Origin of the sequence: Pseudooceanicola algae, assembly GCF_003590145.2 — a bacterium.
Classification (GTDB): Bacteria; Pseudomonadota; Alphaproteobacteria; order Rhodobacterales; family Rhodobacteraceae; genus Pseudooceanicola; species Pseudooceanicola algae.
Genome location: NZ_CP060436.1, coordinates 1,321,677 through 1,347,409, shown reverse-complemented (window position 1 = coordinate 1,347,409; position 25,733 = coordinate 1,321,677). Strand labels below are relative to the sequence as shown.

The 25,733-nt window shown below is 64.4% G+C and carries 30 protein-coding genes; 16 read left to right on the top strand and 14 right to left on the bottom strand.

Annotated features, from left to right (window positions below; genetic code table 11):
- Nucleotides 1–13 precede the first annotated feature (13 nt).
- From PSAL_RS06390 to hisA, 4 genes are read right to left on the bottom strand one after another with little or no spacing between them, the layout of a single operon-like run.
- Nucleotides 14–334 (bottom strand): phosphoribosyl-ATP diphosphatase, encoded by a 321-nt coding sequence (locus PSAL_RS06390; protein ID WP_119840671.1) that lies wholly within the window; start codon nt 332–334, stop codon nt 14–16.
- Complete coding sequence (gene hisF / locus PSAL_RS06385; RefSeq protein WP_119840670.1) at nt 331–1,092, bottom strand: imidazole glycerol phosphate synthase subunit HisF; 762 nt, start codon at nt 1,090–1,092, stop codon at nt 331–333. The genes PSAL_RS06390 and hisF overlap by 4 nt, the downstream gene beginning before the upstream one ends.
- Nucleotides 1,093–1,149: 57 nt before the next feature.
- On the bottom strand, nt 1,150–1,491 hold the full coding sequence (locus PSAL_RS06380) for a hypothetical protein (RefSeq protein ID WP_119840669.1): 342 nt from the start codon (nt 1,489–1,491) through the stop codon (nt 1,150–1,152).
- Between the two features lie 18 nt (nt 1,492–1,509).
- Nucleotides 1,510–2,232, bottom strand: coding sequence for a 1-(5-phosphoribosyl)-5-[(5-phosphoribosylamino)methylideneamino]imidazole-4-carboxamide isomerase (gene hisA, locus PSAL_RS06375; protein WP_119840668.1), 723 nt, complete (start codon nt 2,230–2,232; stop codon nt 1,510–1,512).
- Nucleotides 2,233–2,427: 195 nt separating this feature from the next.
- On the opposite strand from hisA, the gene PSAL_RS06370 reads away from it, so the two are divergent.
- The gene (locus tag PSAL_RS06370; RefSeq protein ID WP_119840667.1) at nt 2,428–2,817 is read left to right on the top strand and encodes a DUF2147 domain-containing protein; all 390 of its coding nucleotides are present in this window, start codon (nt 2,428–2,430) and stop codon (nt 2,815–2,817) included.
- A 54-nt stretch (nt 2,818–2,871) separates the two neighbouring features.
- On the opposite strand, the gene hisH is transcribed toward PSAL_RS06370, so the two are convergent.
- The 3 genes from hisH to PSAL_RS06355 form a co-directional block, all read right to left on the bottom strand.
- Entirely contained in the window at nt 2,872–3,516 is a 645-nt protein-coding gene (gene hisH / locus PSAL_RS06365; protein ID WP_119840666.1) for an imidazole glycerol phosphate synthase subunit HisH, read from the bottom strand.
- Nucleotides 3,517–4,104 carry an imidazoleglycerol-phosphate dehydratase HisB gene (gene hisB / locus PSAL_RS06360; RefSeq protein WP_119840665.1) on the bottom strand — a complete coding sequence of 196 codons (588 nt, stop codon included), beginning with the start codon at nt 4,102–4,104 and terminating at the stop codon, nt 3,517–3,519.
- Nucleotides 4,105–4,263: 159 nt separating this feature from the next.
- Complete coding sequence (locus tag PSAL_RS06355) at nt 4,264–4,998, bottom strand: sensor histidine kinase (protein WP_119840664.1); 735 nt, start codon at nt 4,996–4,998, stop codon at nt 4,264–4,266.
- Nucleotides 4,999–5,266: 268 nt separating this feature from the next.
- On the opposite strand from PSAL_RS06355, the gene PSAL_RS06350 reads away from it, so the two are divergent.
- The gene (locus PSAL_RS06350; protein ID WP_196222885.1) at nt 5,267–5,926 is read left to right on the top strand and encodes a response regulator; all 660 of its coding nucleotides are present in this window, start codon (nt 5,267–5,269) and stop codon (nt 5,924–5,926) included.
- Nucleotides 5,927–6,122: 196 nt separating this feature from the next.
- Here the strand turns inward: PSAL_RS06350 and PSAL_RS06345 are convergent, their stop codons facing one another.
- Complete coding sequence (locus PSAL_RS06345; RefSeq protein WP_119840662.1) at nt 6,123–6,542, bottom strand: response regulator; 420 nt, start codon at nt 6,540–6,542, stop codon at nt 6,123–6,125.
- Nucleotides 6,539–8,098 carry a sensor histidine kinase gene (locus PSAL_RS06340; protein WP_119840661.1) on the bottom strand — a complete coding sequence of 520 codons (1,560 nt, stop codon included), beginning with the start codon at nt 8,096–8,098 and terminating at the stop codon, nt 6,539–6,541. Before PSAL_RS06340 ends, PSAL_RS06345 begins: the two co-directional genes overlap by 4 nt.
- 442 nt (nt 8,099–8,540) lie before the next feature.
- On the opposite strand from PSAL_RS06340, the gene phnC reads away from it, so the two are divergent.
- The 5 genes from phnC to PSAL_RS06315 all read left to right on the top strand — a co-directional run bounded on the left by phnC (nt 8,541) and on the right by PSAL_RS06315 (nt 13,287).
- Nucleotides 8,541–9,350: a phosphonate ABC transporter ATP-binding protein gene (gene phnC, locus PSAL_RS06335; protein ID WP_119840660.1), complete on the top strand. Its 810-nt coding sequence runs from the start codon at nt 8,541–8,543 to the stop codon at nt 9,348–9,350.
- A 57-nt stretch (nt 9,351–9,407) separates the two neighbouring features.
- Nucleotides 9,408–10,313, top strand: a complete 906-nt coding sequence (phnD, locus tag PSAL_RS06330) for a phosphonate ABC transporter substrate-binding protein (RefSeq protein WP_119840735.1) — start codon at nt 9,408–9,410, stop codon at nt 10,311–10,313.
- A 66-nt stretch (nt 10,314–10,379) separates the two neighbouring features.
- Nucleotides 10,380–11,267, top strand: coding sequence for a phosphonate ABC transporter, permease protein PhnE (gene phnE / locus PSAL_RS06325; RefSeq protein WP_119840659.1), 888 nt, complete (start codon nt 10,380–10,382; stop codon nt 11,265–11,267).
- Nucleotides 11,264–12,586, top strand: coding sequence for a phosphonate ABC transporter, permease protein PhnE (phnE, locus tag PSAL_RS06320; RefSeq protein WP_119840658.1), 1,323 nt, complete (start codon nt 11,264–11,266; stop codon nt 12,584–12,586). The genes phnE (PSAL_RS06325) and phnE (PSAL_RS06320) overlap by 4 nt, the downstream gene beginning before the upstream one ends.
- Nucleotides 12,587–12,669: 83 nt before the next feature.
- On the top strand, nt 12,670–13,287 hold the full coding sequence (locus PSAL_RS06315) for an LbetaH domain-containing protein (protein WP_119840657.1): 618 nt from the start codon (nt 12,670–12,672) through the stop codon (nt 13,285–13,287).
- Nucleotides 13,288–13,384: 97 nt separating this feature from the next.
- Here the strand turns inward: PSAL_RS06315 and PSAL_RS06310 are convergent, their stop codons facing one another.
- Both PSAL_RS06310 and phnF read right to left on the bottom strand, forming a co-directional pair.
- Nucleotides 13,385–14,638, bottom strand: coding sequence for an alpha-D-ribose 1-methylphosphonate 5-triphosphate diphosphatase (locus PSAL_RS06310; protein ID WP_119840656.1), 1,254 nt, complete (start codon nt 14,636–14,638; stop codon nt 13,385–13,387).
- 109 nt (nt 14,639–14,747) lie between these two features.
- Nucleotides 14,748–15,503, bottom strand: coding sequence for a phosphonate metabolism transcriptional regulator PhnF (gene phnF / locus PSAL_RS06305; protein ID WP_119840655.1), 756 nt, complete (start codon nt 15,501–15,503; stop codon nt 14,748–14,750).
- 106 nt (nt 15,504–15,609) lie between these two features.
- On the opposite strand from phnF, the gene phnG reads away from it, so the two are divergent.
- The 9 genes from phnG to PSAL_RS06260 all read left to right on the top strand — a co-directional run bounded on the left by phnG (nt 15,610) and on the right by PSAL_RS06260 (nt 23,041).
- Nucleotides 15,610–16,089, top strand: coding sequence for a phosphonate C-P lyase system protein PhnG (gene phnG, locus PSAL_RS06300; protein WP_231388632.1), 480 nt, complete (start codon nt 15,610–15,612; stop codon nt 16,087–16,089).
- Nucleotides 16,090–16,094: 5 nt separating this feature from the next.
- Nucleotides 16,095–16,673 (top strand): phosphonate C-P lyase system protein PhnH, encoded by a 579-nt coding sequence (gene phnH, locus PSAL_RS06295; protein WP_196222889.1) that lies wholly within the window; start codon nt 16,095–16,097, stop codon nt 16,671–16,673.
- A complete protein-coding gene (locus tag PSAL_RS06290) occupies nt 16,673–17,770 on the top strand; it encodes a carbon-phosphorus lyase complex subunit PhnI (protein WP_119840653.1) in 1,098 nt (365 codons plus the stop codon). Before phnH ends, PSAL_RS06290 begins: the two co-directional genes overlap by 1 nt.
- 124 nt (nt 17,771–17,894) lie before the next feature.
- A complete protein-coding gene (locus PSAL_RS06285; RefSeq protein WP_119840652.1) occupies nt 17,895–18,758 on the top strand; it encodes an alpha-D-ribose 1-methylphosphonate 5-phosphate C-P-lyase PhnJ in 864 nt (287 codons plus the stop codon).
- Entirely contained in the window at nt 18,755–19,558 is an 804-nt protein-coding gene (gene phnK / locus PSAL_RS06280) for a phosphonate C-P lyase system protein PhnK (RefSeq protein WP_119840651.1), read from the top strand. Before PSAL_RS06285 ends, phnK begins: the two co-directional genes overlap by 4 nt.
- Before the next feature lie 42 nt (nt 19,559–19,600).
- Nucleotides 19,601–20,284 carry a phosphonate C-P lyase system protein PhnL gene (phnL, locus tag PSAL_RS06275; protein WP_119840650.1) on the top strand — a complete coding sequence of 228 codons (684 nt, stop codon included), beginning with the start codon at nt 19,601–19,603 and terminating at the stop codon, nt 20,282–20,284.
- Between the two features lies 1 nt (nt 20,285).
- Nucleotides 20,286–20,837: a phosphonate metabolism protein/1,5-bisphosphokinase (PRPP-forming) PhnN gene (gene phnN / locus PSAL_RS06270; protein WP_119840649.1), complete on the top strand. Its 552-nt coding sequence runs from the start codon at nt 20,286–20,288 to the stop codon at nt 20,835–20,837.
- A 42-nt stretch (nt 20,838–20,879) separates the two neighbouring features.
- On the top strand, nt 20,880–22,040 hold the full coding sequence (locus tag PSAL_RS06265; protein ID WP_119840648.1) for an alpha-D-ribose 1-methylphosphonate 5-triphosphate diphosphatase: 1,161 nt from the start codon (nt 20,880–20,882) through the stop codon (nt 22,038–22,040).
- 188 nt (nt 22,041–22,228) lie between these two features.
- Nucleotides 22,229–23,041 carry a hypothetical protein gene (locus PSAL_RS06260; protein ID WP_119840647.1) on the top strand — a complete coding sequence of 271 codons (813 nt, stop codon included), beginning with the start codon at nt 22,229–22,231 and terminating at the stop codon, nt 23,039–23,041.
- Between the two features lie 31 nt (nt 23,042–23,072).
- On the opposite strand, the gene PSAL_RS06255 is transcribed toward PSAL_RS06260, so the two are convergent.
- The 3 genes from PSAL_RS06255 to PSAL_RS06245 form a co-directional block, all read right to left on the bottom strand.
- Nucleotides 23,073–23,630, bottom strand: a complete 558-nt coding sequence (locus PSAL_RS06255) for a pseudouridine synthase (RefSeq protein WP_119840646.1) — start codon at nt 23,628–23,630, stop codon at nt 23,073–23,075.
- A gap of 325 nt (nt 23,631–23,955) precedes the next feature.
- Complete coding sequence (locus PSAL_RS06250; protein WP_119840645.1) at nt 23,956–24,810, bottom strand: metal ABC transporter permease; 855 nt, start codon at nt 24,808–24,810, stop codon at nt 23,956–23,958.
- On the bottom strand, nt 24,807–25,697 hold the full coding sequence (locus PSAL_RS06245; RefSeq protein WP_119840644.1) for a metal ABC transporter permease: 891 nt from the start codon (nt 25,695–25,697) through the stop codon (nt 24,807–24,809). Before PSAL_RS06245 ends, PSAL_RS06250 begins: the two co-directional genes overlap by 4 nt.
- Between the last annotated feature and the right edge of the window lie 36 nt (nt 25,698–25,733).

Sequence of the window (25,733 nt, the reverse complement as noted above, 5' to 3'; positions counted from 1 at the left end):
TCAGGAGCGATGCTCAACCCTTTGGGCGGGAGGCCTTTTCGTCGATTCCAGAAGTGCCGTCACGGCGGTCCAGTTCTGCCAGGACATCGCCAAGCGGCACGTCGCGCGCCGCCAGCATCACCAGCAGGTGGTAAAGCACATCCGCCGCTTCCGAGGTCAGGCGCGTCCTGTCGCCCTTGGTGGCCTCGATGATCGCCTCGATGGCCTCTTCGCCGAATTTCTCGGCGCATTTTTCCGGTCCCTTGGCCAGCAGCCGGGCGGTCCAGCTGCTGTCGGGATCAGCGGCCTTGCGGGCGTCGATGGTGGCGGCAAGGCGGGTCAGGGTGTCGGTCATGTCAGCCTCATCGGGATGCCGGCGGCGGCCATGTGGTCCTTGGCCTGCCGGACGGTGTAGTCGCCGAAATGGAAGATCGAGGCGGCCAGCACGGCCGAGGCACCGCCCTCGGTGACCCCTTCGACCAGGTGATCCAGGTTGCCGACCCCGCCCGAGGCGATTACCGGCACCGGGACCGCATCGGAAATCGCACGGGTCAGGGGCAGGTTGAATCCAGACCGCGTGCCGTCGCGATCCATCGAGGTCAGCAGGATTTCCCCCGCGCCCTTGGCGGCAACCAGGCGGGCGAATTCCACCGCGTCGATACCCGTGGGTTTGCGCCCGCCATGGGTAAAGATTTCCCACTTGCCGGGGGCCACGGTCTTGGCGTCGATGGCGCAGACAATGCATTGGCTGCCGAACTGGTCGGCGGACCGCGCGATCACGTCCGGGTCGGCCACGGCGGCGGAGTTGAAGCTGACCTTGTCCGCCCCCGCCAGCAGAAGGGCGCGCACATCGGCCGCACTGCGCACACCGCCGCCCACTGTCAGCGGGATATAGCATTGCTCGGCCGTGCGGGTGACCACATCGAACATGGTGCCGCGGTTTTCATGGGTGGCATGGATGTCGAGAAAGCACAGTTCATCCGCGCCGGCGGCATCATAGGCGCGGGCCGCGTCCACCGGATCGCCGGCATCGCGCAGATCCACGAAATTCACGCCCTTGACCACGCGGCCATCGGCCACGTCGAGGCAGGGGATGATGCGGGTCTTCAGCATGGGCGTTCCTCGGGGTTGCTGCGCGGTCTAACGGCGTCGGGCGGGCTTGGCCAGCCCTCAGGCCGGCCGATTGCGGCGGGCGAGGGCCTCGAAAATCAGCGCGACGACCAGCAGTACCGGACCCAGCGACAGGTAGGCAACGATGCCCATCAGGATCAGGGGCGCGAACATGTTGAAGGCCTGCACGACGAAACCGGGGCCGGAGCAGGCGGCGAAACCGGTCATCAGGTCCCCGACGCAGAGGTTCGAGGCGATGACCGACAGCGCCACCGTCAGCGCAAAGACCAGCCCGCCGATCCGCAGCAGCCAACAGGCGACGCGGCTTTGCGCAAAACGCGCGGCGAAATAGGCGATCACCGGGATCAGCACCATCAGGGTAGAGATCAGGACAGGTTTCATTGCGCGGTTCCCTTTCGCTCAGGCCTTGAGAAGCGCAAGCGCCTCGCGCAGGTCGATGGCGCCATCGTAGAGGGCGCGACCGGAGATTGCGCCGTTCAGCGCCGCGCCACAATCCTTCAGCGCCTGAAGATCGGCCAGCGACGACACCCCGCCCGAGGCGATGACGGGGATCGACACCGCGCGGGCCAGATCGGCGGTGGCCTCGGTATTGGGTCCCTGCATGGCGCCGTCGCGGTTGATGTCTGTGTAGATGATCGCCGCGACGCCCGCGTCCTCGAACCGGCGGGCAAGGTCGAGCGCCGTGACCTCGGTCTCGGTCGCCCAGCCCTTGGTCGCGACAAAGCCGTTGCGGGCGTCGATGCCCACGGCAACCTGACCGGGGAAGGCGGCGGCGGCCTGTTTCACCAGCGCGGGATCCTCGACCGCAACGGTGCCAAGGATGACCCGCGCGAGGCCCTTCTTCAGCCAGGTCTCGATCGTGGCCATGTCGCGAATGCCGCCACCCAGCTGGGCGGGCACCTTGGTGCGCTCAAGGATCGCCTCGACCGGGGCGGCATTGACCGGGGCACCGGCAAAGGCGCCGTTCAGATCGACCAGGTGCAGCCAATCGCAACCCGCCTCGACAAACTCCATCGCCTGGGCGGCGGGGTCGTCGTTGAACACGGTGGCCTTGTCCATGTCGCCCTTGAACAGTCGTACGGCCTGGCCGTCCTTCAGGTCGATGGCGGGGTAAAGGATCATCGGCTTGCCCTTTCGGCTTGTCTGACGGGACCGGCATGGTGGCTGGTCTTTTCAGGACTTTTGCAACGCCGGGCAGGGGATTGCAATGCACCGGGAGACGGGCGCGCCGGTGCTTGTGACGCAGCGCTCTGCTTGCCGCATCGCCCCCGCGCGGGCAGCCTTTTGGCGAGGAGAGGCGCAAGGGAGGACACGCGCATGAGAAAATTCACCAGGATACTGGCCGCCACCGGTCTGGCCGTCTTCGCCGGGGGCGCCTTGGCCGATCCGGTCGAAGGCATCTGGCAGACCGAGGTCGACGAGGGCGCCTATGCCCATGTCACGATCGCGCCATGCGCCGACAAGTATTGCGGCGTGATCAGCCGAACCTTCAATGCAGGCGGCGAATATTCCAGCGAAAACAAGGGTAAACCCATCGTCTGGGATATGCAGCCCAAGGGCGGCGGGGCCTATGCGGAGGGCAAGATCTGGCAACCTTCGACCGGCAAGGTCTATCGCTCGAAGATGGAAATGACGGGTAATGTGCTGGAGGTCTCCGGCTGCGTCGGGCCCTTCTGCAAGAGCCAGAGCTGGCGCCGGGTGCAATAAGCCGGGTGCAAGAAGTCTTCTGGCCGGGCCGGTTGCGGCCCGGCTGGTGCGGTTTCAGGGCGCCCAGGTCAGGAAGTTGGCGATCAGGCGCAGGCCCGTCGCCTGGCTTTTCTCCGGGTGGAACTGCATGCCGATCATGGTGTCGCGTCCGACGATGGCCGTCACCGGCTGGCCGTAATCGACATGGGCCAGCCGCTGTTCGGGGCTGTTCACCACCATGTGGTAGGAATGTACGAAATAGGCATGCTGACCGGTTTCGATGCCCGCTAGCACCGGATGGGGTGTGTCGATCACAAGGTCGTTCCAGCCCATGTGCGGCACCTTCAGGCCGGGATCGCCGGGGCGGATCTTTTCGACTTCGCCGTCGATCCAGCCAAGGCCGGGGGTTTCGGCATATTCATGCCCCTGACGCGCCATCAACTGCATGCCGACGCAGATCCCCAGAAACGGCCGCCCGCGGGTTTCCACGGCTTCGCTCAGCGCTTCCAGGACAGACCCGGCACCGGCTCCGGCGAGTGCACCGCGACAGGCCGGAAAGGCCCCGTCGCCGGGCAGCACGATGCGGTCGGCGCGTGCCACGTCCTCGGGGCGGGCCGAGACGATGACTTCGCCGCCGTCAACCTCGCGGGCCATGCGCTGGAAGGCCTTTTCGGCGGAATGCAGGTTGCCGCTTTCGTAATCGATGAGAACCGTCAGCATTCAAAGCGTGCCTTTGGTCGACGGGATCGCGTCACCCTTGCGCGGATCGGCTTCGACCGCGACACGCAGGGCGCGGGCGACGGCCTTGAAAGCGGCCTCGGCGATATGGTGGGAATTGAGCCCGTGCAGCCTGTCGACATGCAGGGTGATCCCACCGTGGGTCGAAAAGGCCTGAAAGAATTCACGCACCAGTTCGGTGTCGAAATTGCCGATCTTCTGGGTCGGGAAATCAACATTCCAGACCAGGAAGGGCCGGCCCGACAGGTCGAGGGCGGCGCGCAGAAGGCTGTCGTCCATGGCAAGATGGCAATCGCCGTACCGCCGGATGCCACGCTTGTCGCCAAGCGCCTGGGTCAGGGCCTGACCAAGGGCGATGCCGACATCCTCGACGCTGTGGTGATCGTCGATGAAGGTATCGCCGGCGCAACGGATCGTCATGTCGATCAGCGAATGGCGCGACAGTTGATCCAGCATGTGGTCGAAGAACCCCACGCCGGTGTCATTGTCGTAGGTGCCGCTGCCATCAAGGTCGATGGTGACGGAAATCTTGGTTTCCGCTGTGGTGCGGGTGATCTCGGCGCTGCGCATCCTGGTCTCCGGTTTGACTGGGGCGCTTATAGGCTGCGGAGGTCAGGCCGCCAAGGGGGCGGGGCAGGCGTGCGGCGTGACGTGGCCGGAATGCTGCGGCCAAGCCTATCCTGCGTGCCGATCCGGCCGTTGGTGCGGATGCGAATGGGAGACGCGCACCTATTGTCCGGGATGACCGGGCAAGGTCAGGGTGATCCGGGTGCCCCGGCCGGCCGGATTGTCACCGATCGTGACGGAGCCGCCAAGGCGCGTGATGATCTTGCGTGCGATGGGCAGGCCCATGCCCGAGCCTTCGCAGACATCGCGGGATTTCAGGGTACGGAGTACGCCGAAGGCCTCTTCGCGCAGATGCGCGGGGATGCCGGGGCCATCGTCGCTGATGCTGATCTGCTGCATCTGGCCCGAGGTCGTGATCGCCACCCGGATCGTACCCCTGTCCTGATCGTGATGTTTGACCGCGTTGGAAATCAGGCAGGCGAACAGCAGGTTGAGTTCGTTGCGCGGTCCGGTCACGATTCCGCTGCCTGCAGAGGTCAGATCAAAACTTTCGCTCAGGGCCAGGTCGGCCCGTGCGTGGTCCAGCAATGCGCTGACTGCATGATCGGATACGGGATCGGCACAGCGCCCGATGCGGGAATAATCGCGCAGATCCACAAGCATGCGGTCGCAGCGTCCGGCAATTGTCTTCAGCATCCCGACGTGCCCATCCAGCACCTCTTGCTGAAGCGGGGGGAGCCCGCTGAGGTCCTCCCGAATGAAGTCGGGGATCAGCTGGATGGCGCGGAAACTGCCGCGCAGGTCGTGGGTGATGACATAAATCAGCTCTTCCACCTCGTCAGCGGTGACGGAGGCGGCGGGCGTGATCTGGTGCGACGTGGTGATTTGATCCGACATGCGCCGAGGTTGCGCGATACTTCCCTAACATTGGTTCAAGATCCCGAAGAAAAGGCCGGGGTTGGACCGGGAATACGTGCTCATCCCAAAGAAAATTTTGCAGAATTAAGGGAGAATTCGAACCATTCGGGAGGTTTTGATTAAGTTTTCGGAAAGCGGGTTTGGGGACACTTTCGGGCGTACGCGCCTTCCTGAACAGAGGGGCGGCATTCAGGAGGGAATGACGATGCGATTGCAAGGTGAGACAAGTGAAAAACAGGTGCTGCCCATGACCCCCGGTACCTCGGTGACCGTCACGCGGGGTGAACCCCAGCCGCAGGTGATCGACGTTCTGGTGCTTGACGATAGCCGGTTCGATGCGATGTTCATCCAGCGCGAATGCCGCCGGACCGAATTGCCGGTTCGGGTATCCATTGCCCCCGACATGGCCAAGTTTCGCGAGATGCTGTCCAAACGGCCCTATCATCTTGTCTTCATCGACTACCTGCTGCCTGACGGCGACGGGCTGGCTGCACGCGAGATGATGAAAGACGGTAGCCAGAACGAATCCGCGCCGGTTGTGATGATCAGTGGCGAGGCCCGTCATGACGTTGCGGTCGAGGCGATGAAGGGTGGCTGTATCGACTACAAGGCAAAGTCCGATCTGACACCCGATGCCCTGCGACAGCTGATCCTGCGGGCGTTGGAAGTCGGGGCCCAGGTCAACAAGGCAAATCTGCAAGAGGCTTTGGATGCGCAGCGCCAGGACATTGTTTCGGCCATGCGCGATGTGATCCGGCAGGAACTGGGCATTTCTGGTCAAAAGGGCGAGTCCGGCCAGATCCGCGAAGTGCTGCAAAGCTACGGCATGATCGCGGAGGATGGAGATACGGATTGGGAAGAGATCTTCCGCAACCCCGCAACAAACTTTGTTTTCCGAACCCATTGAGGGCGCACCTGTGACCGAAGTCAGGGCAGGGGCGTGCTGCAAAGCCCCTTCCTTGCCGGTCTTCGGGCGGATCTCCTTTGCAAGTCCGCGCGCCGGCAAGGCCGGAGATTGAAAGCGCTACCGCTCGGCTGGCGCAGACTTTCTGCATGGCCAAGCAGGCGCACCTGTTCGGCAGGGCTGGCGTCGCATCGTGTGGTCAGACCGCAAAGCCACGGGCGCGGAAGGTTTCCAGGATCGTCTGGATGGCTTCGTCATTGATGGGCTTGGTGAAGTAATGCTCGACCACGCCTGTTGCGGCAGACCGCTGGATGTCCCGTTCATTGTCGGAAGAGGAGAACATTGCAACCACCGGGCGGGCAGAGGTTCCCTTGGACAGGCGGATCTTCATGGCATTCAGTGTTTCGAAGCCGTTCAGCTCGGGCATGTTGATATCCATCAGGATCAACGGCGGGATGCCGGAGTCGGTGGGTAAGCTGTCGTCGGAAAAAAATGTCGCCAGGAAATTCAGCCCATCGGTCGCCTCGTTCAGTGGTGCAAACCGACCGGCCTTCTGCAACCGGCGACGCGCGATGTATCGATCCGAGCCGACGTCGTCGACGATGTAAGTCGGAATCATGAAACGGTCTCCATACTTGGGAAAGTCAGGATAAAACTGGTTCCGTCCGGGCCGCTGTTGACGGCGACGGACCCGCCGAGGCGGCGCACGTGTTTCTGGACCAGCGCAAGGCCAAGCCCATGACCGGAACTGCCCGAGGATCGGCGAAACAGCTCGAAAACCCGCGGGATTTCGGCCTCCGCAATGCCCAGGCCGTTGTCCGAAACGGCGATGGACAGCGGATGAAGGCGCAGGCGGACCGTCACCCATTGGTGCCGCTTCTTGCGGTCCCGAAACCTCCAGGCATTCGACAGAAGGTTTTCTATGGCGGTCATCAGCATCTGGGAATCTGTCCGGACCACGGCCTCTCCGGTGATCGTGAAGGTGAAGGTCGGAAACGGGCCCGTCTCCTCGGTCGGGTGGATCGCATCGGCCGCCTCGGCTTCGGCTTCAAGGTCGGCACGCAGGTCTTCCCAGCAGTTGCGGATGGCCTGGGCCAGATCGAATGTTTCCGGTCTTTCAAGATCCTGCCCGGATCGGGCCAGGGTCAGCACCGCTTCGACCTTGTGAATGTTGTGGTGGCTGGTGGCCAGGGCTTCGGCGATATTGCGGCGGCATTCCACATCGTCACCGGCGTCGAAATCCTCAAGGCAGAGGTCAAGGAGCCCGGCGATGGTCGCCAGGGGCGCGCGCAGGTCATGACTGGCCGAATAAGAAAATTGGCGCAATTCATCGTTCAGCGCGGCCAGAGAATCATTGCGGCTTTTCAACTCGCGTTCATGGGCCAAACGGTTGGTCATATCCACAAGCGTCACCATCACATTGCCGTCCGTGCCACCGTCGATGGGCGCCAGCGATATCTGGACCGGCGTTTCCTTGCCCGAAGGATGGCGGATCGCGATCACGCGTCCCTGGCTCATCCGAATGGGCCGGGATTGGGTGAGAAAGGCTTCGCGGCAGGCATAAAAGACCTGCAGGGCAGAATCGGCGACATAGCGGTCGAACTGGCTTCCGGCCAGTGCGGCGGCTTCGAGGCCGAAGATGTCGCAGGCGGCCCGGTTCACCAGATCGATCCGCCCCTGGTCGTTGATCATCACCATCGCCGCCGCCGAGGCGTCGAGCGCGGCCAACAGCCGGGTTTCGCTGATCGTCCGTGCGGAAATGTCGAAGATGGTGACAAAGACCTGGGCCTGTCCATCCACCCGGACCGGGGTCAGGCCGATTTCCAGAGGGATCAGGCTGCCGTCGAGGCGACGGCCGAACAATTCGCGGCCCTGGCCCAACCTGCGCGGTGTCGGATCGCGCCAGAAGGCGTGAATCAGCTCAGGATGGCGCTGACGGATATTGCCGGGCAGAAGTTGGTCCAGGGGCGCATTGTTCAAGGCCTCTGGTGGGTAGCCGAACAAGTGTTCCAGCGGGGCGTTGGTCAGCAGGATCTGCCCGTCCTGAGCGACAAGCAGCGAGGGCACCGGTGTCAGGGCGACAGCGGTCGCAAAACCGGCTTCCGTCCCCTGATGCAGGGCACCTGGCGGGTAGCGACCCGCGGCTCCACTTGTCGTTGACGAGGCAAGCGTCATTCCTGGTTCCCTATTCTGGGACTCCCGGGGCGACAGCACCCTGGCCGGTTGCCCTGCCAGTGCGTGATCTTATGCCGATGGCTCCCCCCGAAGCCCTGATCTGGCTTATGAAATAGACAACAGGCATTGCCGATCTGTTAATCGGGCCGGGCGGGATAGGGCAAATTGGGTCCATCCACGGCGATATGACGTGAGGTCCCCGAGCCGCGCGCCTGCGGTGGACCGTCCCTTTGGCGACCTTGCGGCCCACCTTGGAGACTGCGTTGCGAACCGCGGGCCGGGACCGCGCGGCAGATATCCACTGCCGCGCATTCCGGCGCTGTCGGTCCTGATCGCAGGGGGGCAGGCCATGCGAGCCCCGCGTCACAAATGTTTCAAGAAAACGATACAGACTCGTCTCGATCCGCTTCTACGACGCCGGACAGGACTTGGGGGATGCCGCGTGCTTCAGATAGAACAACTGACGAAGACCTTCGGCCGCAACAACGCGGTGGACAATGCCACGATCAGCATCGATCGATCGATGATGATCGGGATCATCGGGCGCTCCGGCGCGGGGAAGTCGACCCTGCTGCGTATGCTCAACCGGCTCGAGGACAGCACCTCGGGTGCGATCCACTTCGAGGGGCGCGAGATCACCAGCCTCAAGACCGGCGAAAAGCGTGCCTGGCAGGCGCAATGCGCGATGATCTTCCAGCAGTTCAACCTGGTGCCGCGCATGGATGTGGTCAGCAACGTACTGCATGGTACGCTGAACCGGCGCTCGACCTTTGCCTCGCTGCTGAATCTCTATCCGCAGGAAGACATCCATCGTGCCATCGACATCCTGGAACGGCTCGGCATTGCCGAACATGCACCCAAGCGGGCCGAGGCGCTTTCGGGGGGCCAGCAGCAGCGTGTCGCCATTGCCCGCGCCCTGATGCAGGATCCCCGGATCATCCTGGCCGATGAACCCATCGCCAGCCTCGATCCGATGAATGCCCAGGTCGTCATGGAGGCGCTGCGCCGCATCCACGAAGAAGACGGCCGCATGGTCATCGCCAACCTTCACACGCTCGACACGGCGCGGCGCTATTGCGACCGCGTGATCGGCATGCGCGACGGTCGCATCGTCTTTGACGGCACGCCCGAGCAGCTGACCACCGGTGTCGCGCGCGACATCTACGGCGCGGACGCCGGCTTTTCCGAAGCCGCGACCTCGACCGAGATCGGGGCGCTGGATCGCGTCGGCCTCACCCCCGTCACAGCCTGAAAACAATCCCGCCCCGGTCGCAATCGTCCGGGGATTTCTTCAAAGGAGCTTCCCATGATGAAGAAACTGATCGCGGCCGCGCTGGCCACCACTGCCCTGACCGGAGCCGCTTCCGCCCAGGAGATCACCGAATTCCGCCTTGGCATCCTCGGCGGCGAAAACGCCCAGGACCGCATGGCCTCCAACCAATGCTACGCCGACAAGATTGCCGACGCGCTGGGCGTGCCGGTGCGCGTCTTTACCCCGGCCGACTACAACGGCATCATCCAGGGCCTGCTGGGCGGCACCATCGACCTCGCCTGGATGGGCGCCTCGGGTTACGCCGCCACCTATATCGCCGATCCCGAAGCGGTCGAGCCGGTGCTCGTCAAGCAGAACCTCGACGGCTCGATCGGCTACTACTCGGTCGGTTTCGCGCGCAAGGACAGCGGCATCACCTCGCTGGCGGACATGAAGGGCAAGACCTTCGGCTTCGGCGATCCGAATTCGACCTCGGGCTACCTGATCCCCTCGATCGAGATCCCCAAGGCGGGCGAAGAGATCACCATGGAGCCGGGCGACTACTTCAAGGATGTCGTCTTCACCGGCGGGCATGAGCAGACCATCGTCGCCGTGGCCAATGGCGACGTGGACGGCGGCGTGACCTGGGCCGACGGCCTGGGTGACTGGGAAGACGGCTACAACTCCGGTGCGCTGCGCAAGGCGGTTGACGGCGGCCTGGTCGACATGAACGACATGGTGCAGATCTGGCAGTCCAACATCATCCCCGAAGGCCCGATGGTCGTGCGCAAGGCCCTGCCGGCCGATGTGCGCGAAACCGTCACCCAGCTGACCGCCGACCTGTGGGAAAACGACGCCGATTGCGCCTATGGCGTGGCCTCGGGCGACGCCAAGGATTTCATCCCCGTCACCCACGAGACCTATGAATCGGTCGTCGCCGCGCGCCTGTCGCAAAGCAACTGATCCTGAAACTACGGGAAGGGCCTGCGTTGCGCGGGCCCTTCACACGTCTCCCCCAAAGGCATTTTCATGGCTGACCTGACCGCTTCCCCCGGCACGGGGCCCGTCGCGCAGATCCGCGCGGATTACCTGGACCAGATGCGCCGCAAGCGCAGTTATTCCACCATCCTGCTGGTGATCTTCTTCGCCCTGATGGTGTCGGGGTTCATGGTAGCCGATGCGCGCAACGCGGGCGGCTTCTGGGAAGGGCTGAGTTCGGTCTTCGTCTTCCCCACGCTGGTGATTTCCGAAGCCTGGGAAAAGCGCGCGCTGCTGCCCGGTCACCTCGTCCGCTATTTCCCGGCGTTGATCGAGACGATCAATATCGCCGCCGTCGCCACGCTGATCGGGGCGTTGTTCGGCACCGGCCTGTCGATGCTCTCCACCCGGGGCATGGCGCGCTGGCCCCGTCTGATCCCGGTGTTCCGCCGGTTGATGGACGTGATGCGGGCGGTGCCGGAAATCGTCATCGCGCTGGTGCTGATCTTCGTGCTGGGCGGTGGCCCGGTCCCGGCTATGATTGCCATTGCCTTCCATACCTCCGGGGCGCTGGGCAAGATGTTCTCCGAAGTGAACGAGAACGCCTCGCTCAAGCCGGTCGACGGGCTGTCGTCTGTCGGGGCGAACTGGACGCAACGCATGGTGCTGGGCGTCATGCCGCAGGTCGCGCCTAATTACCTCAGCTATGCGCTGCTTCGCTTTGAAATCAACATCCGGGCCTCGGCCATCCTCGGCTTCGTCGGTGCGGGCGGGATTGGCTACGAGCTCAAGAATTCCATGTCCTGGGGCATCGGCAAGTTCGACGAGGCCGCCGCGATCTTCCTGCTGTTGTTCCTGACCATCGTCGCGGTGGACCAGATCAGCAGCTATTTCCGCGATATGCTGACCCATGGCCGCAAGAAAGGCGTCTTCCTATGACCATGACATCGGCCCAGGCGGGGCCAGATCTGCGGGACCAGGCAACCGAGTTGTTCCGGCGCAAGCGGATGTGGTCGCTGGCCATGCCCATCCTGGTGCTGGCCTATCTCATCTACGCGGCAATCGCCTTCGACGTGGCCTCGCTGCTGTCCTCGGCCCGGTTCGAGAACGGTGCGCGGCTGATCGAGGACACCTACAGCTACAAGACCCATGCGACGCGCGACAACCGCGATGGCGCCGTGGCATTCTCGATCGAGGGCGAACGCAAGGGGCAATACCCCGCCGGCGAACATCCCGACTGGGTGACGATCGACGGCGATGTCACGGTGATCGACATGCCGCACGGCCACCAGGTGCGCTATTATCCTGATCACGTGGAATACGAGGTGCCCGACTACGGCACGATCAGCGCCGCACCGGGGCGCAGCGGGATCAACGCGATCCTGCCGGCCGGTCCGGTGCCCGACTGGATCAACGCCAGCGCCAATCGCCTCAGTACCGATACCGAGGCCGGCCGGGTCACCATCACCCGCAACCGGACCGAGGTCTTTCGTTATTCCTATGGCTGGGAGCTGTTCTTCTTCACCCTCGACAGTCCCTACCACGGTCTTGGCCTGGGAGAGATCGTGACCCGGGCCTGGGCCGGGGAGTACCCGATGATCTGGAACGGCTTCTGGTACAACCAGATGTGGCACCATGCCGATGTCGCCTGGGCCATGGTCGAGACGGTCCTCATGGCTTTCCTCGGTACCTTCGGCGCCGCGATCATCGCCCTGCCGCTGGCCTTCCTGGCGGCGCGCAACTTCACGCCCCTGATGCTTCTGCGCCAGGCCGCGCGCCGGGTCTTCGACCTTTGCCGCGGGGTCGATGCGCTGATCTGGACGATCATCCTGTCACGCGCATTCGGCCCCGGCCCCCTGACCGGTGCCCTGGCGATCCTGCTGACCGATACCGGCAGCTTCGGCAAGATGTTCTCGGAGGCGCTGGAAAACGTCGACGACAAGCAGATCGAAGGCATCCGCTCTACCGGGGCCAGCCCGATCCAGCGCTACCGCTTCGGGGTGCTGCCGCAGGTCTTCCCGGTGCTGCTCAGCCAGGTGCTCTACTTTTTCGAAAGCAACACGCGCTCGGCGACGATCATCGGGGCAATCACCGGCGGCGGCATCGGCCTGCTGCTGACCCAGGCCATGATCACCCAGAAGGATTGGGAAGAGGTCACCTACTTCATCATCCTGATCATCCTGACGGTCTTTGCCATGGACAGCTTCTCTGGCTGGCTGCGGCGCAAGCTGATCAAGGGGGATGAAGCCGGTCACTGATCGCGCGCCCCTTTTGATGTTTCCCTGTCGCCAAATATCCCCGCCGGAGGCTTGAAATCTTCCGGCGCAACACTGGACCCTGAATGGCCCGTCTGAGCGAAGAAGCCCCCTTTCTGCATGCGGATGTCGAGTTGTCCGAAACCTCCCTTGGTCGTTTCACCGAAGTGGGCCGGGGCAGCCGTCTTTCGAACGTGACCTTGGGTGATTATTCCTATTGCGACCGCTACGCCGATATCGCCAATGCGGAGATCGGCAAGTTCTCCAATATTGCGAGTCAGGTCCGCATCGGCGCCACGGATCACCCGCTGGACACGGCGGCCTGCCACCATTTTCTCTATCGGTCGGCAGATTATTGGGATGACGCTGAAAACGATCAGGACTTCTTTGTGCATCGGCGGGGTCGAACGGCCCATATCGGGCATGACACCTGGATCGGCCATGGCGCGATGATCAAGCCCGACGTCTCTCTGGGAAACGGTGCTGTCGTCGCCTCCGGCGCAGTGGTCACCCGAGATGTCGCGCCCTACACGATCGTCGCGGGCATGCCCGCACGGGTCCTGCGCCGGCGCCAATCGGCTGAGGTTGCCGAACGGTTGACGGCGCTGGCCTGGTGGGATTGGGATCATGGCCGGTTGCGCGCGGCCCTATTGGATTTCCGGACGTTGAGCGTCATGGCTTTTTTGGAAAAATACCGGGGTTGAACCGGTGCAGGGGGGCTGTCTGCCCCCCGTCGCCCAATGGGCGACTCCCCCCGAGGATATTTTTTACAGGGAAACATCTGGAGAGAGACGGGCTGGTTTATTCAGCCGCCAGGGCGTGTCGCTGTGGCGCGAAGGCGAAGCGATGTGCGACTTCGCCGGACAGATGTGCGATGCGCCCCCCGGAGATCGTGGCCTCTATTGCGCGGGTCTCTTCGTTCAGGATGACCAGGTCGGCGCGTTTCCCGTGCGCGAGTGTGCCGCGGTCGTGAAGGCCGAGGACACGGGCCGGTCCGGAGGAGATCAGAGCCCAGGCCTGAGCAAGCGTTCGGGTGCCGGTATCGGCCAGGCGGAAGGCCGCTTCGGCCAAAGCCGGGTAGTAGTAATCCGACACGAGCGCATCGCAGAGATCGGCGCGGATCAGTTCCGTCGCGCTAATGTTTCCGGCTTGCGAGCCGCCGCGCACCACGTTGGGCGCGCCCATCAGGATCGGGTCCCCGACGGTGCGAGCAAGGGCGGCCGCGGCGCGGGCCGTGGGGAATTCGCAGATCTTCGCGCCGATCATCGAATAGGTCTCTCGGGTTTCGCCGTCGGGGTCGTCATGGCTGCCGTAGGTCACGCCAAGCGCGTCGAATTCGCGGGCGAGGCGGCAGAGGAAGCGCGGGACCTCGCGGGTCTGCTTGCGCGCGTCGCGCAGGCTTTGCAGGTGATCCTGAGGGGTGCGGCCAGCGCGCCGGGCCGCGATGCAGAGGCGTTCGGTATTGCAGGAAAGCTCGGCATGGCTTTCCTGGAGATGGTTGTTGAAGACCACGTAGTCGATGCCGAAGTTGCGCACGGTTTCGAGCAGGCGGGCTTCGGTCGGGACCATATGGGTTTCGCAGCGGATCTGCAGTCGCAGATCGGTCAGCGCGTGGCGGGCAGAGTAGTCGCGCAGCGCCTCGGCCATGCGGACCGCCGTTTCGGGACTGCGTGCGCCGCCATCCCAACTCCAGCACTGGGCGAGCCATGCGGTTGTAACACCGTTGACGGCCGCGTCCCGATCCGTCGCCCGCAGGGCGATCGAGAGGTCGAATTCGGCGCTTGGGCGGGGGGCGACATGGCGTTCGAAGGCATCGCCATGCAGGTCGATGATGCCGGGCAGTAAGAGGTATCCCGACAGATCCACCGTCGTATCCTGGCGGGGCGGGAACAGCGGCGTGATCGGGACGGATGTGTCCCTGATCTGTGTCGCTTGGCCCGCGCAGGCAAGATCGGTGATCTGCCCTGCCGCGAAGGTCAGGGAACCGGACTGGAATTGACCGTCCTGCAAAATGGAGGCGCCGGTCAGGCGAAGGCTGGGCTGGGTCGCTGGCATGATTTGTGCTCTTTCCTCAGGCCCTGTGGGTAGCTTGGGATTGTATCGCAGGCGTGACGGTTCGCCGGAGGTTTTGCGAAATGCCGGGGGCCTGGGCTTGCGGACGGGTCTAGGGGGCCTCGTCTTCGCCCAATGTCAGGGTCACACGGTCGCCCGAGAACCAGGTTCGGCCGTATTCGATTGGGGTCCCGTCGGGTGCGAGGCTGAGGGAAATGGTGCGCAGGATCGGGTCGCCTTCGCGGATCTGCAGGTGCAGTGCCTGGGTGGCGGTTGCGATCTTTGCATTCACGCGGGTGAAGGCGCGGGTGTAATCGGTCACACCGCTTTCGGCCAGCGCCTCGGTGATCGAGGTCAGCCGTTCCAGCGCGGTGGCAAGCTCCGGAAACGGCGCGGCGGGAAAGACCGACCGGGCCAGGGCCAGCGGTTGACCATCCGCCGAAGACAGGCCGTCGGTGGAAATGACACGGCCGCCCGGAGCAAGCTGCAGCATCTCGGCTTCGGTGGGGTCGGCGGTGCGGGTCTCGATCAGCAGGATACAGCGCGAGGGCAGGCGTCCCGCCGCACGGATGTTCTGGTGAAAGCGGACCCTGCGCCCGATCGGATAATCGGTGGCCTGTTGCGCCACGAAGACCCCGGCGCCGCGCCGGGCATGTGTCAGGCCCGCTTCGGCAAGGTCGGCAAGGCCCCGGCGGACCGTATGGCGGTTGACGCCGAACCGTGCGGAAAGCTCGGCCTCGGTCGGCAGGCGGTCACCGGGGCCGTAGCGCCCGGCGGCGATATCGGCGCGCAAGGCCTGCGAGATCGAGCGCCAGAGCGGGGTCTTGCCGCCACGGGTCTCGACGGCATTTACGGGTGTTGCTGTCATGAAAATTTCACCATTCGCCAGAGGTCGCCGTCTTGCGCCTGAGGGGCGCGAGGCGTATGCATTTGTCTAGTTGTATAGATGAATAGACAAATCGGCAAGGTGTCCAATGGCGAAAGATGCGGTGGAAGAAGACCGGGGAAGCCCGGACCGGCGGGGCTGGATGTCGCTTCTGGCCAAGGCTCCGGCCAGCGAAGTGACGCGGCTTTGGGCAGCGGTCTTGCCGGCCCTTGATGGCGAGCCGGAGTTCGCTTGGCTACGCTCCCCCGAGATCGGTGGCGTGATGTTGCGTGGTCGCGCCGGGGGCACCGGGACGGCGTTCAATCTGGGCGAGATGACGGTGACGCGCTGTGCGCTGCGGCTGGTCTCGGGTGAGGTCGGTCATGCGGTGGTGCAGGGGCGGGCGCGGGATAAGGCACGTATCGCGGCGTTGGTCGACGCGCTGATGCAGGGCGACCGTGCAGATCTGCTGCGGGCGGTGCTTCTGACCCCGCTGCGCGAAGGGATGGCCGCAAGGGCCGCTGGACGCGCTGCACGGGCAGAGCAGACGAAAGTGGATTTCTTTACCATGGTACGGGGAGAAGACTGATGGCGATGGCAGCAGAGGCCCTGAGCGGCGGTTTCGAGGATGCGCCGCGCCAGTCGGCCCGCGCCTTCCGGGCGGCATTGGAGGCCATGGGGCGTCCGGGGTCGGTTCATGAATTGACGGATCTTGCCACGGCGCCGGCGCCTGTCAGCCCGGCGGCGGCGACGCTGATGCTGGTGCTGTGCGATCCGGGCACGCCGGTCCATCTGGCGGGTGATCACGACAGCCCTGCGGTGCGGGACTGGATCACCTTCCATACCGGCGCGCCGATCGTGGGGCCGGAACAGGCCACCTTTGCGCTGGGGACCTGGGGGGCGCTTGGCCCGCTTTCGGCCTATGCCATCGGCACGGCGGAATATCCCGACCGGTCGGCTACGCTGATCGTCGAAGGGCCGGGGGCGGTGCAGGCGGTGACGCTGGCCGGGCCGGGCATCCGCAGCGTGACCGAGGCTGCCCTGCCGGGCGTCGCGGCGCTGCAGGAGAATGCGGCGCTTTATCCGCTGGGACTTGATTTCTATTTCACCGAGGGCGCGGCGCTGATGGCGCTGCCGCGCAGTACCCGGATCACCCTGCGGGAGGCGAACTGATGTATGTAGCTGTAAAGGGCGGCGAGAAGGCGATCGACAGCGCCCATGACTGGATGGCCGAGGAGCGGCGCGGCGACCCTGATGTCGCCGAACTGTCGGTGCCCCAGATCCGCGAACAACTGAGCCTGGCGGTGAACCGGGTGATGGCCGAGGGCTCGCTATACGATCCCGATCTTGCCGCACTGGCGATCAAGCAGGCGCGCGGGGACATGATCGAGGCGATCTTCCTGATCCGGGCCTATCGCACGACGTTGCCACGCTTCGGGGCCTCGCTGCCGGTGGAAACCACCGAGATGGCCTGTGATCGCCGGATCTCGGCCACGTTCAAGGATGTGCCGGGGGGGCAGGTGCTGGGCCCGACCTTCGATTACACGCACCGCCTGCTGGATTTCGCGCTCGAGGCCGAGGGGCTGGAGGCGCCGGAACGGGAAGCCGGAGAAGCGGCGCATCCCCGAATGCCGCGGGTGACCGAGTTCCTGAACCAGGAAGGTCTGATCCAGACCGAGCCGCGTCCCGATGTCGACACCGCGCCGAGGGACCTGACCCGCGAACCGCTGGAACTGCCTGCCGGGCGTCCTCTGCGTCTTCAGGCGCTGAGCCGGGGGGACGAGGGCTTTGTGCTGTCGATGGCCTATTCGACGCAGCGTGGCTATGCCAAGAACCACCCCTTCGTGGGGGAACTGCGGATCGGCACCGTTCCGGTCGAGGTCGAGATCCCCGAGTTGGGCTTTGCGGTCGAGGTCGGCGAAGTGGTCCTGACGGAATGCGAGACGGTGAACCAGTTCACCGGGTCCAAGCTGGAGCCGGCGCAATTCACCCGAGGCTATGGCCTGGTCTTCGGGCAGAGCGAGCGCAAGGCGATCTCGATGGCGCTGGTGGACCGGGCGCTGCGCTGGAAGGAATTGGGCGAGGACGACAAGGGTGCACCGGCGCAGGACGAGGAATTCGTGCTGTACCATTGTGACAACATCCAGGCGACCGGGTTCCTCGAACATATCAAGCTGCCTCATTACGTCGATTTCCAGTCCGAGCTGGAACTGGTGCGCCGTTTGCGGCGCGAGACGGAAGGGCGTGTGCAGCAGGAGGCCGCGGAATGAGCCGGCAAGTTTGTGCAGGGGGATCGGCGCGGGGCGCCGATGCCTCAGGCGGGGATATTTGGAACAGGGAAACGGCAGGGGGCAATCTGTTGATCGCGGCACCCTGCGGGGCGGGAGCCGCGTGATGGAAGAGTACAACTTCGCCTATCTGGACGAGCAGACCAAGCGGATGATCCGGCGGGCCCTGCTGAAGGCGCTGGCGGTACCGGGATACCAGGTGCCTTTTGCGAGCCGCGAGATGCCCATGCCCTATGGCTGGGGCACCGGGGGGGTGCAGGTGAGTGCCGCCGTCATGGTGCCCGAGGATTGCTTCAAGGTTATCGACCAGGGGGCCGACGACACGACCAACGCGGTGTCGATCCGGCGGTTCTTTGAAAAGACGGCCGGGGTTGCGGTGACCGAGAAGACGCGGGAGGCGACGGTCATCCAGACACGGCACCGGATCCCCGAAGAGCCGCTGGGCGAGGGGCAGATCCTGGTCTACCAGGTGCCGATCCCGGAACCCCTCCGGTTCCTCGAGCCGTCCGAGGTTGAGACCCGCAAGATGCATGCGCTGGAGGAATATGGCCTCATGCATGTGAAGCTGTATGAGGATATCGCGCGGCACGGAGAGATCTCGACCAGCTATGCCTATCCGGTGAAGGTCGAGGGGCGGTATGTGATGGACCCGAGCCCGATCCCGAAGTTCGACAACCCGAAGTTGTCTATGGCCGCAATCCAGCTGTTTGGCGCCGGGCGCGAACAACGGATCTATGCGCTGCCGCCCTGGTGCGAGGTGGTAAGCCTCGATTTCGAGGACCATCCCTTCGAGGCCAGCAAGGCGGCGCATGATTGCGATCTTTGCGGGGCGGGCGAGAGTTACCTTGACGAGGTGATCACCGATGACGCGGGCGGGCGGATGTTCGTCTGTTCGGATACGGATTTCTGCGCCGGTCGCCGGGCAGATGGACATGCCGGGCGTCTGGCCGCGGTGGAGGACATGGCATGAAGGACCTGGACATTTCGAGCGTGACACAGGCCGGACCCCTGTTGCGGGTGACAGATCTGGCGAAATTCTATGGCAGCCGGATCGGCTGTTCGCAGGTGAACTTTGATCTTTATCCCGGAGAGGTGATGGGGATCGTGGGCGAGAGCGGGTCGGGCAAGACGACCCTGCTGAATTGTCTCGCGGGGCACCAGGCGCCGGACAGCGGTGCTGTGCAGTTCGACACCCGAGGGCGCGGCATGGTGGACACTGTTCGCATGAGCGAATCCGAGCGTCGTTTGCTGGGGCGGACCGATTGGGCCTTTGTGCATCAGCATGCCCAGGACGGGTTGCGCATGAACGTCAGCGCCGGGGGGAATGTCGGTGAACGGCTGATGGCCATCGGTGCGCGAAATTACGGGGCGATCCGGGATCAGGCGACGGACTGGCTTGGCCGGGTCGAGATCGAGGCGGATCGGATCGACGACCGTCCCACCGCGTTTTCCGGGGGCATGCGACAGCGGTTGCAGATCGCACGCAATCTGGTCACGGGGCCGCGGTTGGTCTTCATGGATGAACCGACCGGCGGGCTGGATGTCAGCGTGCAGGCACGCCTTCTGGACCTGTTGCGGGGCCTTGTGCGCGAGATGGGGCTGAGCGCCATCATCGTGACCCATGATCTGGCCGTCGTGCGCCTGCTGGCGGACCGCTTGATGGTGATGAAGTCGGGACATGTGGTCGAGACGGGCTTGACCGATCAGGTGCTGGATGATCCGCAGCACGGGTATACGCAATTGCTGGTCAGTTCGGTCCTGCAGGTCTGACAATCACCGGATCCTATCCGGTACCATTGGAGCGAGAACAAGATGATAGCGATCGAGAACGTGTCAAAGACCTTTACCCTGCACAATCAGGGTGGGGCGGTGATCCCGGTCATGGAAGGCGCCTCGCTGACCGTGGCGCCGGGTGAATGCGTGGCGCTTGTCGGGGCCTCCGGGGCGGGCAAATCGACGCTGATGCGGATGATCTACGGCAATTACCTGGCCGCCTCTGGGCGGATCATGATCGGCGACGTGGACGTGGCCCGTGCCGCGCCGCGCGAGATCCTGGCGCTGCGCCGCGAACGGCTCGGCTATGTCAGCCAGTTCCTGCGCGTGGTGCCCCGCGTGCCGACGCGCGTGGTCGTGGCCGAACCCCTGCTGGCGCTGGGCTGTGGGCGGGCGGAGGCGCTTGCCCGCGCCGAGACCCTGCTGGCGCGGCTGAACATCCCCGAACGACTTTGGGAGCTGAGCCCGACGACCTTTTCTGGCGGCGAACAGCAGCGGGTCAATATCGCGCGCGGTTTTGCCCATGAGTACCCTGCGCTGCTGCTGGATGAACCCACGGCCAGCCTTGATGCGGTCAACCGCGAAGAGGTCATGTCGCTGATCGAGGAGGCCAAGCAGCGCGGGGCCGCGATCATCGGGATTTTCCACGATCACGCGGCGCGCGACCGGGTCTGTGATCGGGTCGTCGATGTGACCGGCTTCACCCCTGCGCGGGTTGCCTGAGATGGCGCAGCAGGGGCGGCTGATCGGGATCGTCGGGCCTTCGGGTGTCGGTAAGGACAGCGTCATGCAGGCCGTGGCCGCCGCCCGACCGGGCATCGGTCTGGTGCGGCGCGCCATCACCCGACCGGCTGATGCGGGGGGCGAGGATTTCAGCTCGCTCACCGAAGCCGAATTTCTGCACCGCGAAGCTGCTGGTCAGTTCCTCCTGTCATGGCGCGCGCATGGGCTGCATTACGGGATCCCTTGCGAGGTCACAGAGCTTCTGGCGCAGGGCGAGGATCTGCTGGTCAACCTGTCGCGCAGCGTGCTGGCCGAAGCCCAGGCGCGCATACCGGGCTTTCGCACCATCCTGCTGACCGCGCCTGCGCCGGTACTGGCGGCGCGTCTGGCCGCCCGCGGACGGGAAAGCGCCGAGGAAATCGCCGGCCGGCTGGCCCGTGCCGGTTTCGCCCTGCCGCCCGGGATCCGGGCGGAGGTGGTCCGAAATGACGGCGCTTTGGCGCAGGCGGTGGCGGCGGTGCTTGCCCTGCTGGAAGAGAGCCCGGTACCCTGACCCCAGCCGGTACCCCACAAGAATTCAACCAAAGGTCGAGACATGAAAGACAACCCTGAACAGACCGGCGAACTGGTCCTCGGCAATGCCCGCGTCGTCCTGCCGGACGAGGTGATCGAGGGCCACGTGGTGATCCGCGACGGAAAGATCGCCGAGATCGGCAGCGGCGCGACCCGGACACCGGATGTGGATTGCGAGGGCGATTTCCTGACGCCAGGTCTGGTCGAGCTGCATACAGACAACCTTGAACGCCACATCACGCCGCGCCCCAAGGTGCATTGGCCGCATCACGCCGCCATCGTCGCCCATGACGCAGAGCTTTGCGGGGTCGGGATCACCACTGTCTTCGACGCCATCCGCGTCGGCTCCATCGTGGAAAACCATCGCGGCGACTATCGGCGCTATGCCCGCCCCATGGCGGACGAGATCCTGTCGATGCGTGATCAGGGCGCCCTGAAGATCAGCCACATGCTGCACCTGCGCGCTGAGACCTGTTCCGAGACGCTGATCGAGGAACTGTCGGAATTCGGCCCCGATGACCGCGTCGGCATCGTCAGCCTGATGGACCACACGCCCGGACAGCGCCAGTTCCGCGATATTTCGAAGTTCGAAGATTACGTCTGCGGCAAGCACGGGCTGAACCGGGAAGGCTTTGAGGAATACGTTCAATTCCTGTTCGACCTGAATGACCGCGTCGGTGCCCGCCATGAAGCGGCGGCGGTTCAGGCGGCCAGGACCTTTGGCGCCGTGCTGGCCAGCCATGATGATTCCACCCATGAACAGGTCGCGACCTCATTTGCCCATGGTATTCGGGTGGCGGAATTCCCGACCACGGTCGAAGCGGCTCAGTCCTGCCGTGATCACGGCATCGCGGTGATCATGGGGGCGCCGAACCTGGTGCGGGGGGGATCGCATTCGGGGAACGTCTCGGCCATGGAACTGGCGGATCTGGGGCTGCTGGATATCCTCAGCTCGGATTACGTGCCCTCGGCATTGCTTTTGGCGGCGGTCCGGTTGGGCCAGCATTGGGACGACATGGCGCGCGGAATCGCCACGGTCACAAGGTCGCCTGCGCGGGCCGCAGGTCTGACGGATCGCGGCGCGCTGGAACAAGGGCAGCGCGCCGACATGATCCGCTTTGCGCTGCGCGGCGGCGTGCCGGCGCTGCGCGGGGTCTATGTGCAGGGCAGCCGCGTCGGCTGATTGATCCTTTGTTGACTGGAATTTCTGGCCCCGCGAAACGCTGTTTTCGCGGGGCTTCCCTTGGGTTTCGGTGGGCGCCAGCGTCTTCGGGCGGGCTTGGACCCAGCCCGGCGGGGTCGGATCTACACCGAAAATCAACCAATCGCCGCAAGAGTGCCCGCAGTGAACCCCGGCAGACAGGACCTTGCATGCGCGATTTCGACACCAGCCCCCCGCCCGAATTTTCAAGTCGTCCCTGGGGGCGGGTGAATTACGACCGGATCGGCAAGCTGCTTGCCCTTCTCCATCCCGAGGAACGCAAGCTGATGACCTGGCTGGCCTCGACCGTCTACACCGGCGCGGGCGAGATCGTCGATGCGGGGGCCTTTCTTGGCGGCTCGGCGGCCTGCTTCGCGGCCGGTCTGCGGATCAATCGCAAGGTCACGCGCAAGGATTGTCGGATCCACAGCTATGACCTGTTTCGCAAGGGGAACTGGCTGCCGTCGCAGCTGAAGGAATGGGATGCGCGGGCCGAAGGGCAATCGACGGTCGATCTTTACCACGATCAACTGGGCGAGAACGACTTCATGACGGTGCTTTATGCCGGGGACATCACGCAGCGCAGCTGGAGCGACCGCAAGATCGAGATCCTGATGCTGGATTGTTCCAAGACCAAGCCCCTGAACGATCATTGCATGCGGATGTTCTACCCGTCGCTGATCCCGGGGGATTCCTACCTTGTGCATCAGGATTACGCGATCAATTCGGGCCTCTACTGGCTGCATTCGACCATGTACCTGCTGCGCGACTACTTCGAGCATCTGGCGACGGTCGATTACGGCGGCACGACGCTGTTCCGCTGCATCAAGGCGATCCCGCCCGAGATGGTCGAGGAGGCGATTGCCCGGCAGGACGAGGCACCGGAGGCGATCCGCGACGCCGCCATTGCCTGGGCCAATGACCTCGATCAGCCGAAACTGGCGCGGGCCATCAGCTACAGCCACGATTTCCGCGAAGAGTGAGTATAGGCAGTTCGGGCCAAAGCCCGGGGCGTCAGCGCTGCGGGGCGTCAGTCCATGCGCCGGGGGGCAGGTCGCCAAGCGACCAGTCCCCTATCCGGGCCCGGATCAGACGCAGGCAGGGGTGGCCGATATGGGCGACCATACGGCGGACCTGACGGTTGCGCCCCTCGGAGATCGTGATCTCGATCCAGCAATCGGGGATGGATTTACGCACCCGGATGGGCGGATTGCGCGGCCATAGAGCAGGCGGCGCGTCGATCCGGCGGGCCTTGGCGGGGCGTGTCGGGCCGTCCTTCAGGGGGACGCCCCGGCGCAGCTGTTCCAGGGCCGCATCCTCGGGCAGGCCTTCGACCTGCACCCAGTAGGTCTTTGGCAGCTTGTGCTTCGGATCGGCGATCCGGGCCTGCAGGCGGCCGTCGTCGGTCAGCACCATCAGCCCTTCGCTATCACGATCCAGCCGCCCGGCGGGATAGACACCGGGCAAGTCGATGAAATCGCTCAGCGTGCGGCGCGGGCTATCGCCGCTGCCCCGGTCGGTGAACTGGGACAGGACGTCGAAAGGCTTGTTGAAAAGGATCACCCGGCTCATGGCTTCGACCTAGAGGAAGTCGGGGAGGAAATCCAGTTGGCGCGCGCCCAAAGCCCCTGGTCCTTGGGCGGTCGGCGTCAAGGGCGGTCACGAAATCTCCACAATCGCGTCACGGTTGCGTTACCGGCTAAAGGTATCCGGTTGCGCGACAGGGGTTGGCTTCGGGGGATACCATGGCCGAGATTTCCGCTTTTCGCTTCGTATTGGATTGTTTGTTCGAGCCGCGCCGGGACAGTCGCATGACCTGGCTGCGCCGACGCTTTCGCATCGCGCCGCGCGGCTGAACCGCAAAAGCGTTGATCGGATACATCCGGGGCCAACTGGACTAGGCCCCAGCCTCTGCCTCGGCCGCGCGGGCCGAGGCCCGGCGCGTCTGGAACTGTCGGCGCACCAGGGCCAGGATGAACACCGCCGTCAGGATCAGAATGATCGTCGGGGCTGGCGCGGAATCTATCCAGAAGCTGAGATAGGTGCCTGAGATCATGGCCGCAAAGCAGGTCACGCAGGCGACGATCAGCATCGATCCAAACCGTCGCACGGTCAGGAACGCGATGGCGCCGGGCGAGATCAGCAGTCCCACCGCCAGGATCAACCCGGTGGCCGACAGCGTCGCGACGATCACCAGCGAAAGCAGCGTCAGCAGCCCGTAGTGCAGCAGCCCTACCGGCAGGCCGGAGGCCCGCGCCTGGGCCGGATCGAAGGCGTGCAGCAACAGGTCCTTCCATTTCAGGCTCAGCGCCAGGGTGACGACGACCGAGATGACGCCAGCGGTCCAGAGGTCCTCGGCGCCGACGCCCAGCATGTTGCCGAACAGGATGTGGTCGAGGTGCGCGTTGGTGTCGATCGAGGTGTAAAGAACGATGCCGATTCCGAACATGCCGGAAAAGACGACACCCAGCACGGTGTCCTGCTTGACCCGGCTGTTGGATGACAGGAAGCCGGTCAGCAGTGATGTGAACATCCCGGCGGCAAAGGCGCCCAGGATCAGTGGCCAGCCGACGGCATAGGCGATCACGATGCCGGGGAGCACCGCATGGCTGACCGCATCGCCCATCAGCGCCCAGCCCTTGAGCACCAGAAAGCAGCTGAGCAGGGCAGTCGGGATCGAGACCATCAGGCAAATCCAGAAGGCATTCTGCATGAAGGGAAACTGGAAGGGCAATAGCAGGGTATCGGTCATGAGCTCTCTTCCGGCCGGGCCGTGTCCGTGGGCACGGCCGCGGCGATCTCGGCCCGGGCGCGGGCGCGGCTGGCGAGGATGCCGTGCTTGGGCGCAAAGGTGAAGGTCACGAGAAAGATCAGCGTCTGCAATGAAACGATGATGCCCCCCGTGGCCCCGTCGAGGAAATAGCTGGCATAGGCGCCAAGGAAGCTGGTCGTGGTACCGATCAGGACCGAGGTCTGGATCAGCCGAGGGAAGCGGTCGCAGAGCAGATAGGCCGTGGCGCCCGGCGTGACCACCATGGCGACCACCAGAAAGGCGCCCACCGTCGACATGGCTGCGACGACCGAAGCCGAGAGCAATGTGAAGAACACGGCCTTCAGCAGGCGGGGGCGCAATCCGATCGAGCGGGCGTGGTTTTCATCGAAAAAGGTGACCATCAGGTCCTTCCACTTGACCAGCAGCACGGCCAGGGTGACAAAACCGATCAACGCCAGTTGCAGCGTATCTTCGGGCGTGATTGCCAGGATATTGCCCATGGTGATGGTCTGGATCGAGATCGCCATGGGGTTGACCGAAATCATGAACAGCCCCAGCCCGAAGAAGGCGGTGAAGATCATCCCGATGATGACGTCGATCTTGAGTCCCGAACGGTCCGACAGGAAGAGCATCGCTGCCGCCGCCAGCCCGCCGGACAGGAAGGCCCCGAGGGCGAAGGGCAGGCCCAGCATGTAGGCCCCCGCGACGCCGGGAACGACGGAATGGGACAGGGCATCGCCGATCAGGGACCAGCCCTTGAGCATCAGGTAGCTTGAAAGAAACGCGCAGACGCCGCCGACCAGGGCCGAGACCCACATGGCATTGGTCATGTAGCCGTAGGAAAAGGGTTCCAGAAGTATATTCATAAGGTGGCCGGACCTTGGTCGGCTGGGTGCCGGCGG

Bases quoted from the DNA above. Each gene is read 5' to 3' on its own strand.
- PSAL_RS06370 (WP_119840667.1), top strand. From the start codon at position 2,428: ATGAGAAAATTCACCAGGATACTGGCCGCCACCGGTCTGGCCGTCTTC.
- hisH (WP_119840666.1), bottom strand. From the start codon at position 3,516: ATGCTGACGGTTCTCATCGATTACGAAAGCGGCAACCTGCATTCCGCC.
- PSAL_RS06355 (WP_119840664.1), bottom strand. From the start codon at position 4,998: ATGTCGGATCAAATCACCACGTCGCACCAGATCACGCCCGCCGCCTCC.
- PSAL_RS06245 (WP_119840644.1), bottom strand. From the start codon at position 25,697: ATGAATATACTTCTGGAACCCTTTTCCTACGGCTACATGACCAATGCC.
- hisA (WP_119840668.1), bottom strand. From the start codon at position 2,232: ATGATCCTTTACCCCGCCATCGACCTGAAGGACGGCCAGGCCGTACGA.
- phnG (WP_231388632.1), top strand. From the start codon at position 15,610: ATGGCGAAAGATGCGGTGGAAGAAGACCGGGGAAGCCCGGACCGGCGG.
- hisB (WP_119840665.1), bottom strand. From the start codon at position 4,104: ATGCGCAGCGCCGAGATCACCCGCACCACAGCGGAAACCAAGATTTCC.
- PSAL_RS06350 (WP_196222885.1), top strand. From the start codon at position 5,267: ATGACCCCCGGTACCTCGGTGACCGTCACGCGGGGTGAACCCCAGCCG.
- PSAL_RS06250 (WP_119840645.1), bottom strand. From the start codon at position 24,810: ATGACCGATACCCTGCTATTGCCCTTCCAGTTTCCCTTCATGCAGAAT.
- PSAL_RS06315 (WP_119840657.1), top strand. From the start codon at position 12,670: ATGGCCCGTCTGAGCGAAGAAGCCCCCTTTCTGCATGCGGATGTCGAG.
- PSAL_RS06255 (WP_119840646.1), bottom strand. From the start codon at position 23,630: ATGAGCCGGGTGATCCTTTTCAACAAGCCTTTCGACGTCCTGTCCCAG.
- phnF (WP_119840655.1), bottom strand. From the start codon at position 15,503: ATGACAGCAACACCCGTAAATGCCGTCGAGACCCGTGGCGGCAAGACC.
- phnE (WP_119840658.1), top strand. From the start codon at position 11,264: ATGACCATGACATCGGCCCAGGCGGGGCCAGATCTGCGGGACCAGGCA.
- PSAL_RS06340 (WP_119840661.1), bottom strand. From the start codon at position 8,098: ATGACGCTTGCCTCGTCAACGACAAGTGGAGCCGCGGGTCGCTACCCG.
- phnH (WP_196222889.1), top strand. From the start codon at position 16,095: ATGGCAGCAGAGGCCCTGAGCGGCGGTTTCGAGGATGCGCCGCGCCAG.
- phnL (WP_119840650.1), top strand. From the start codon at position 19,601: ATGATAGCGATCGAGAACGTGTCAAAGACCTTTACCCTGCACAATCAG.
- PSAL_RS06265 (WP_119840648.1), top strand. From the start codon at position 20,880: ATGAAAGACAACCCTGAACAGACCGGCGAACTGGTCCTCGGCAATGCC.
- PSAL_RS06345 (WP_119840662.1), bottom strand. From the start codon at position 6,542: ATGATTCCGACTTACATCGTCGACGACGTCGGCTCGGATCGATACATC.
- phnD (WP_119840735.1), top strand. From the start codon at position 9,408: ATGAAGAAACTGATCGCGGCCGCGCTGGCCACCACTGCCCTGACCGGA.
- PSAL_RS06290 (WP_119840653.1), top strand. From the start codon at position 16,673: ATGTATGTAGCTGTAAAGGGCGGCGAGAAGGCGATCGACAGCGCCCAT.
- phnK (WP_119840651.1), top strand. From the start codon at position 18,755: ATGAAGGACCTGGACATTTCGAGCGTGACACAGGCCGGACCCCTGTTG.
- phnE (WP_119840659.1), top strand. From the start codon at position 10,380: ATGGCTGACCTGACCGCTTCCCCCGGCACGGGGCCCGTCGCGCAGATC.
- hisF (WP_119840670.1), bottom strand. From the start codon at position 1,092: ATGCTGAAGACCCGCATCATCCCCTGCCTCGACGTGGCCGATGGCCGC.
- PSAL_RS06380 (WP_119840669.1), bottom strand. From the start codon at position 1,491: ATGAAACCTGTCCTGATCTCTACCCTGATGGTGCTGATCCCGGTGATC.
- PSAL_RS06260 (WP_119840647.1), top strand. From the start codon at position 22,229: ATGCGCGATTTCGACACCAGCCCCCCGCCCGAATTTTCAAGTCGTCCC.
- PSAL_RS06310 (WP_119840656.1), bottom strand. From the start codon at position 14,638: ATGCCAGCGACCCAGCCCAGCCTTCGCCTGACCGGCGCCTCCATTTTG.
- PSAL_RS06390 (WP_119840671.1), bottom strand. From the start codon at position 334: ATGACCGACACCCTGACCCGCCTTGCCGCCACCATCGACGCCCGCAAG.
- PSAL_RS06285 (WP_119840652.1), top strand. From the start codon at position 17,895: ATGGAAGAGTACAACTTCGCCTATCTGGACGAGCAGACCAAGCGGATG.
- phnN (WP_119840649.1), top strand. From the start codon at position 20,286: ATGGCGCAGCAGGGGCGGCTGATCGGGATCGTCGGGCCTTCGGGTGTC.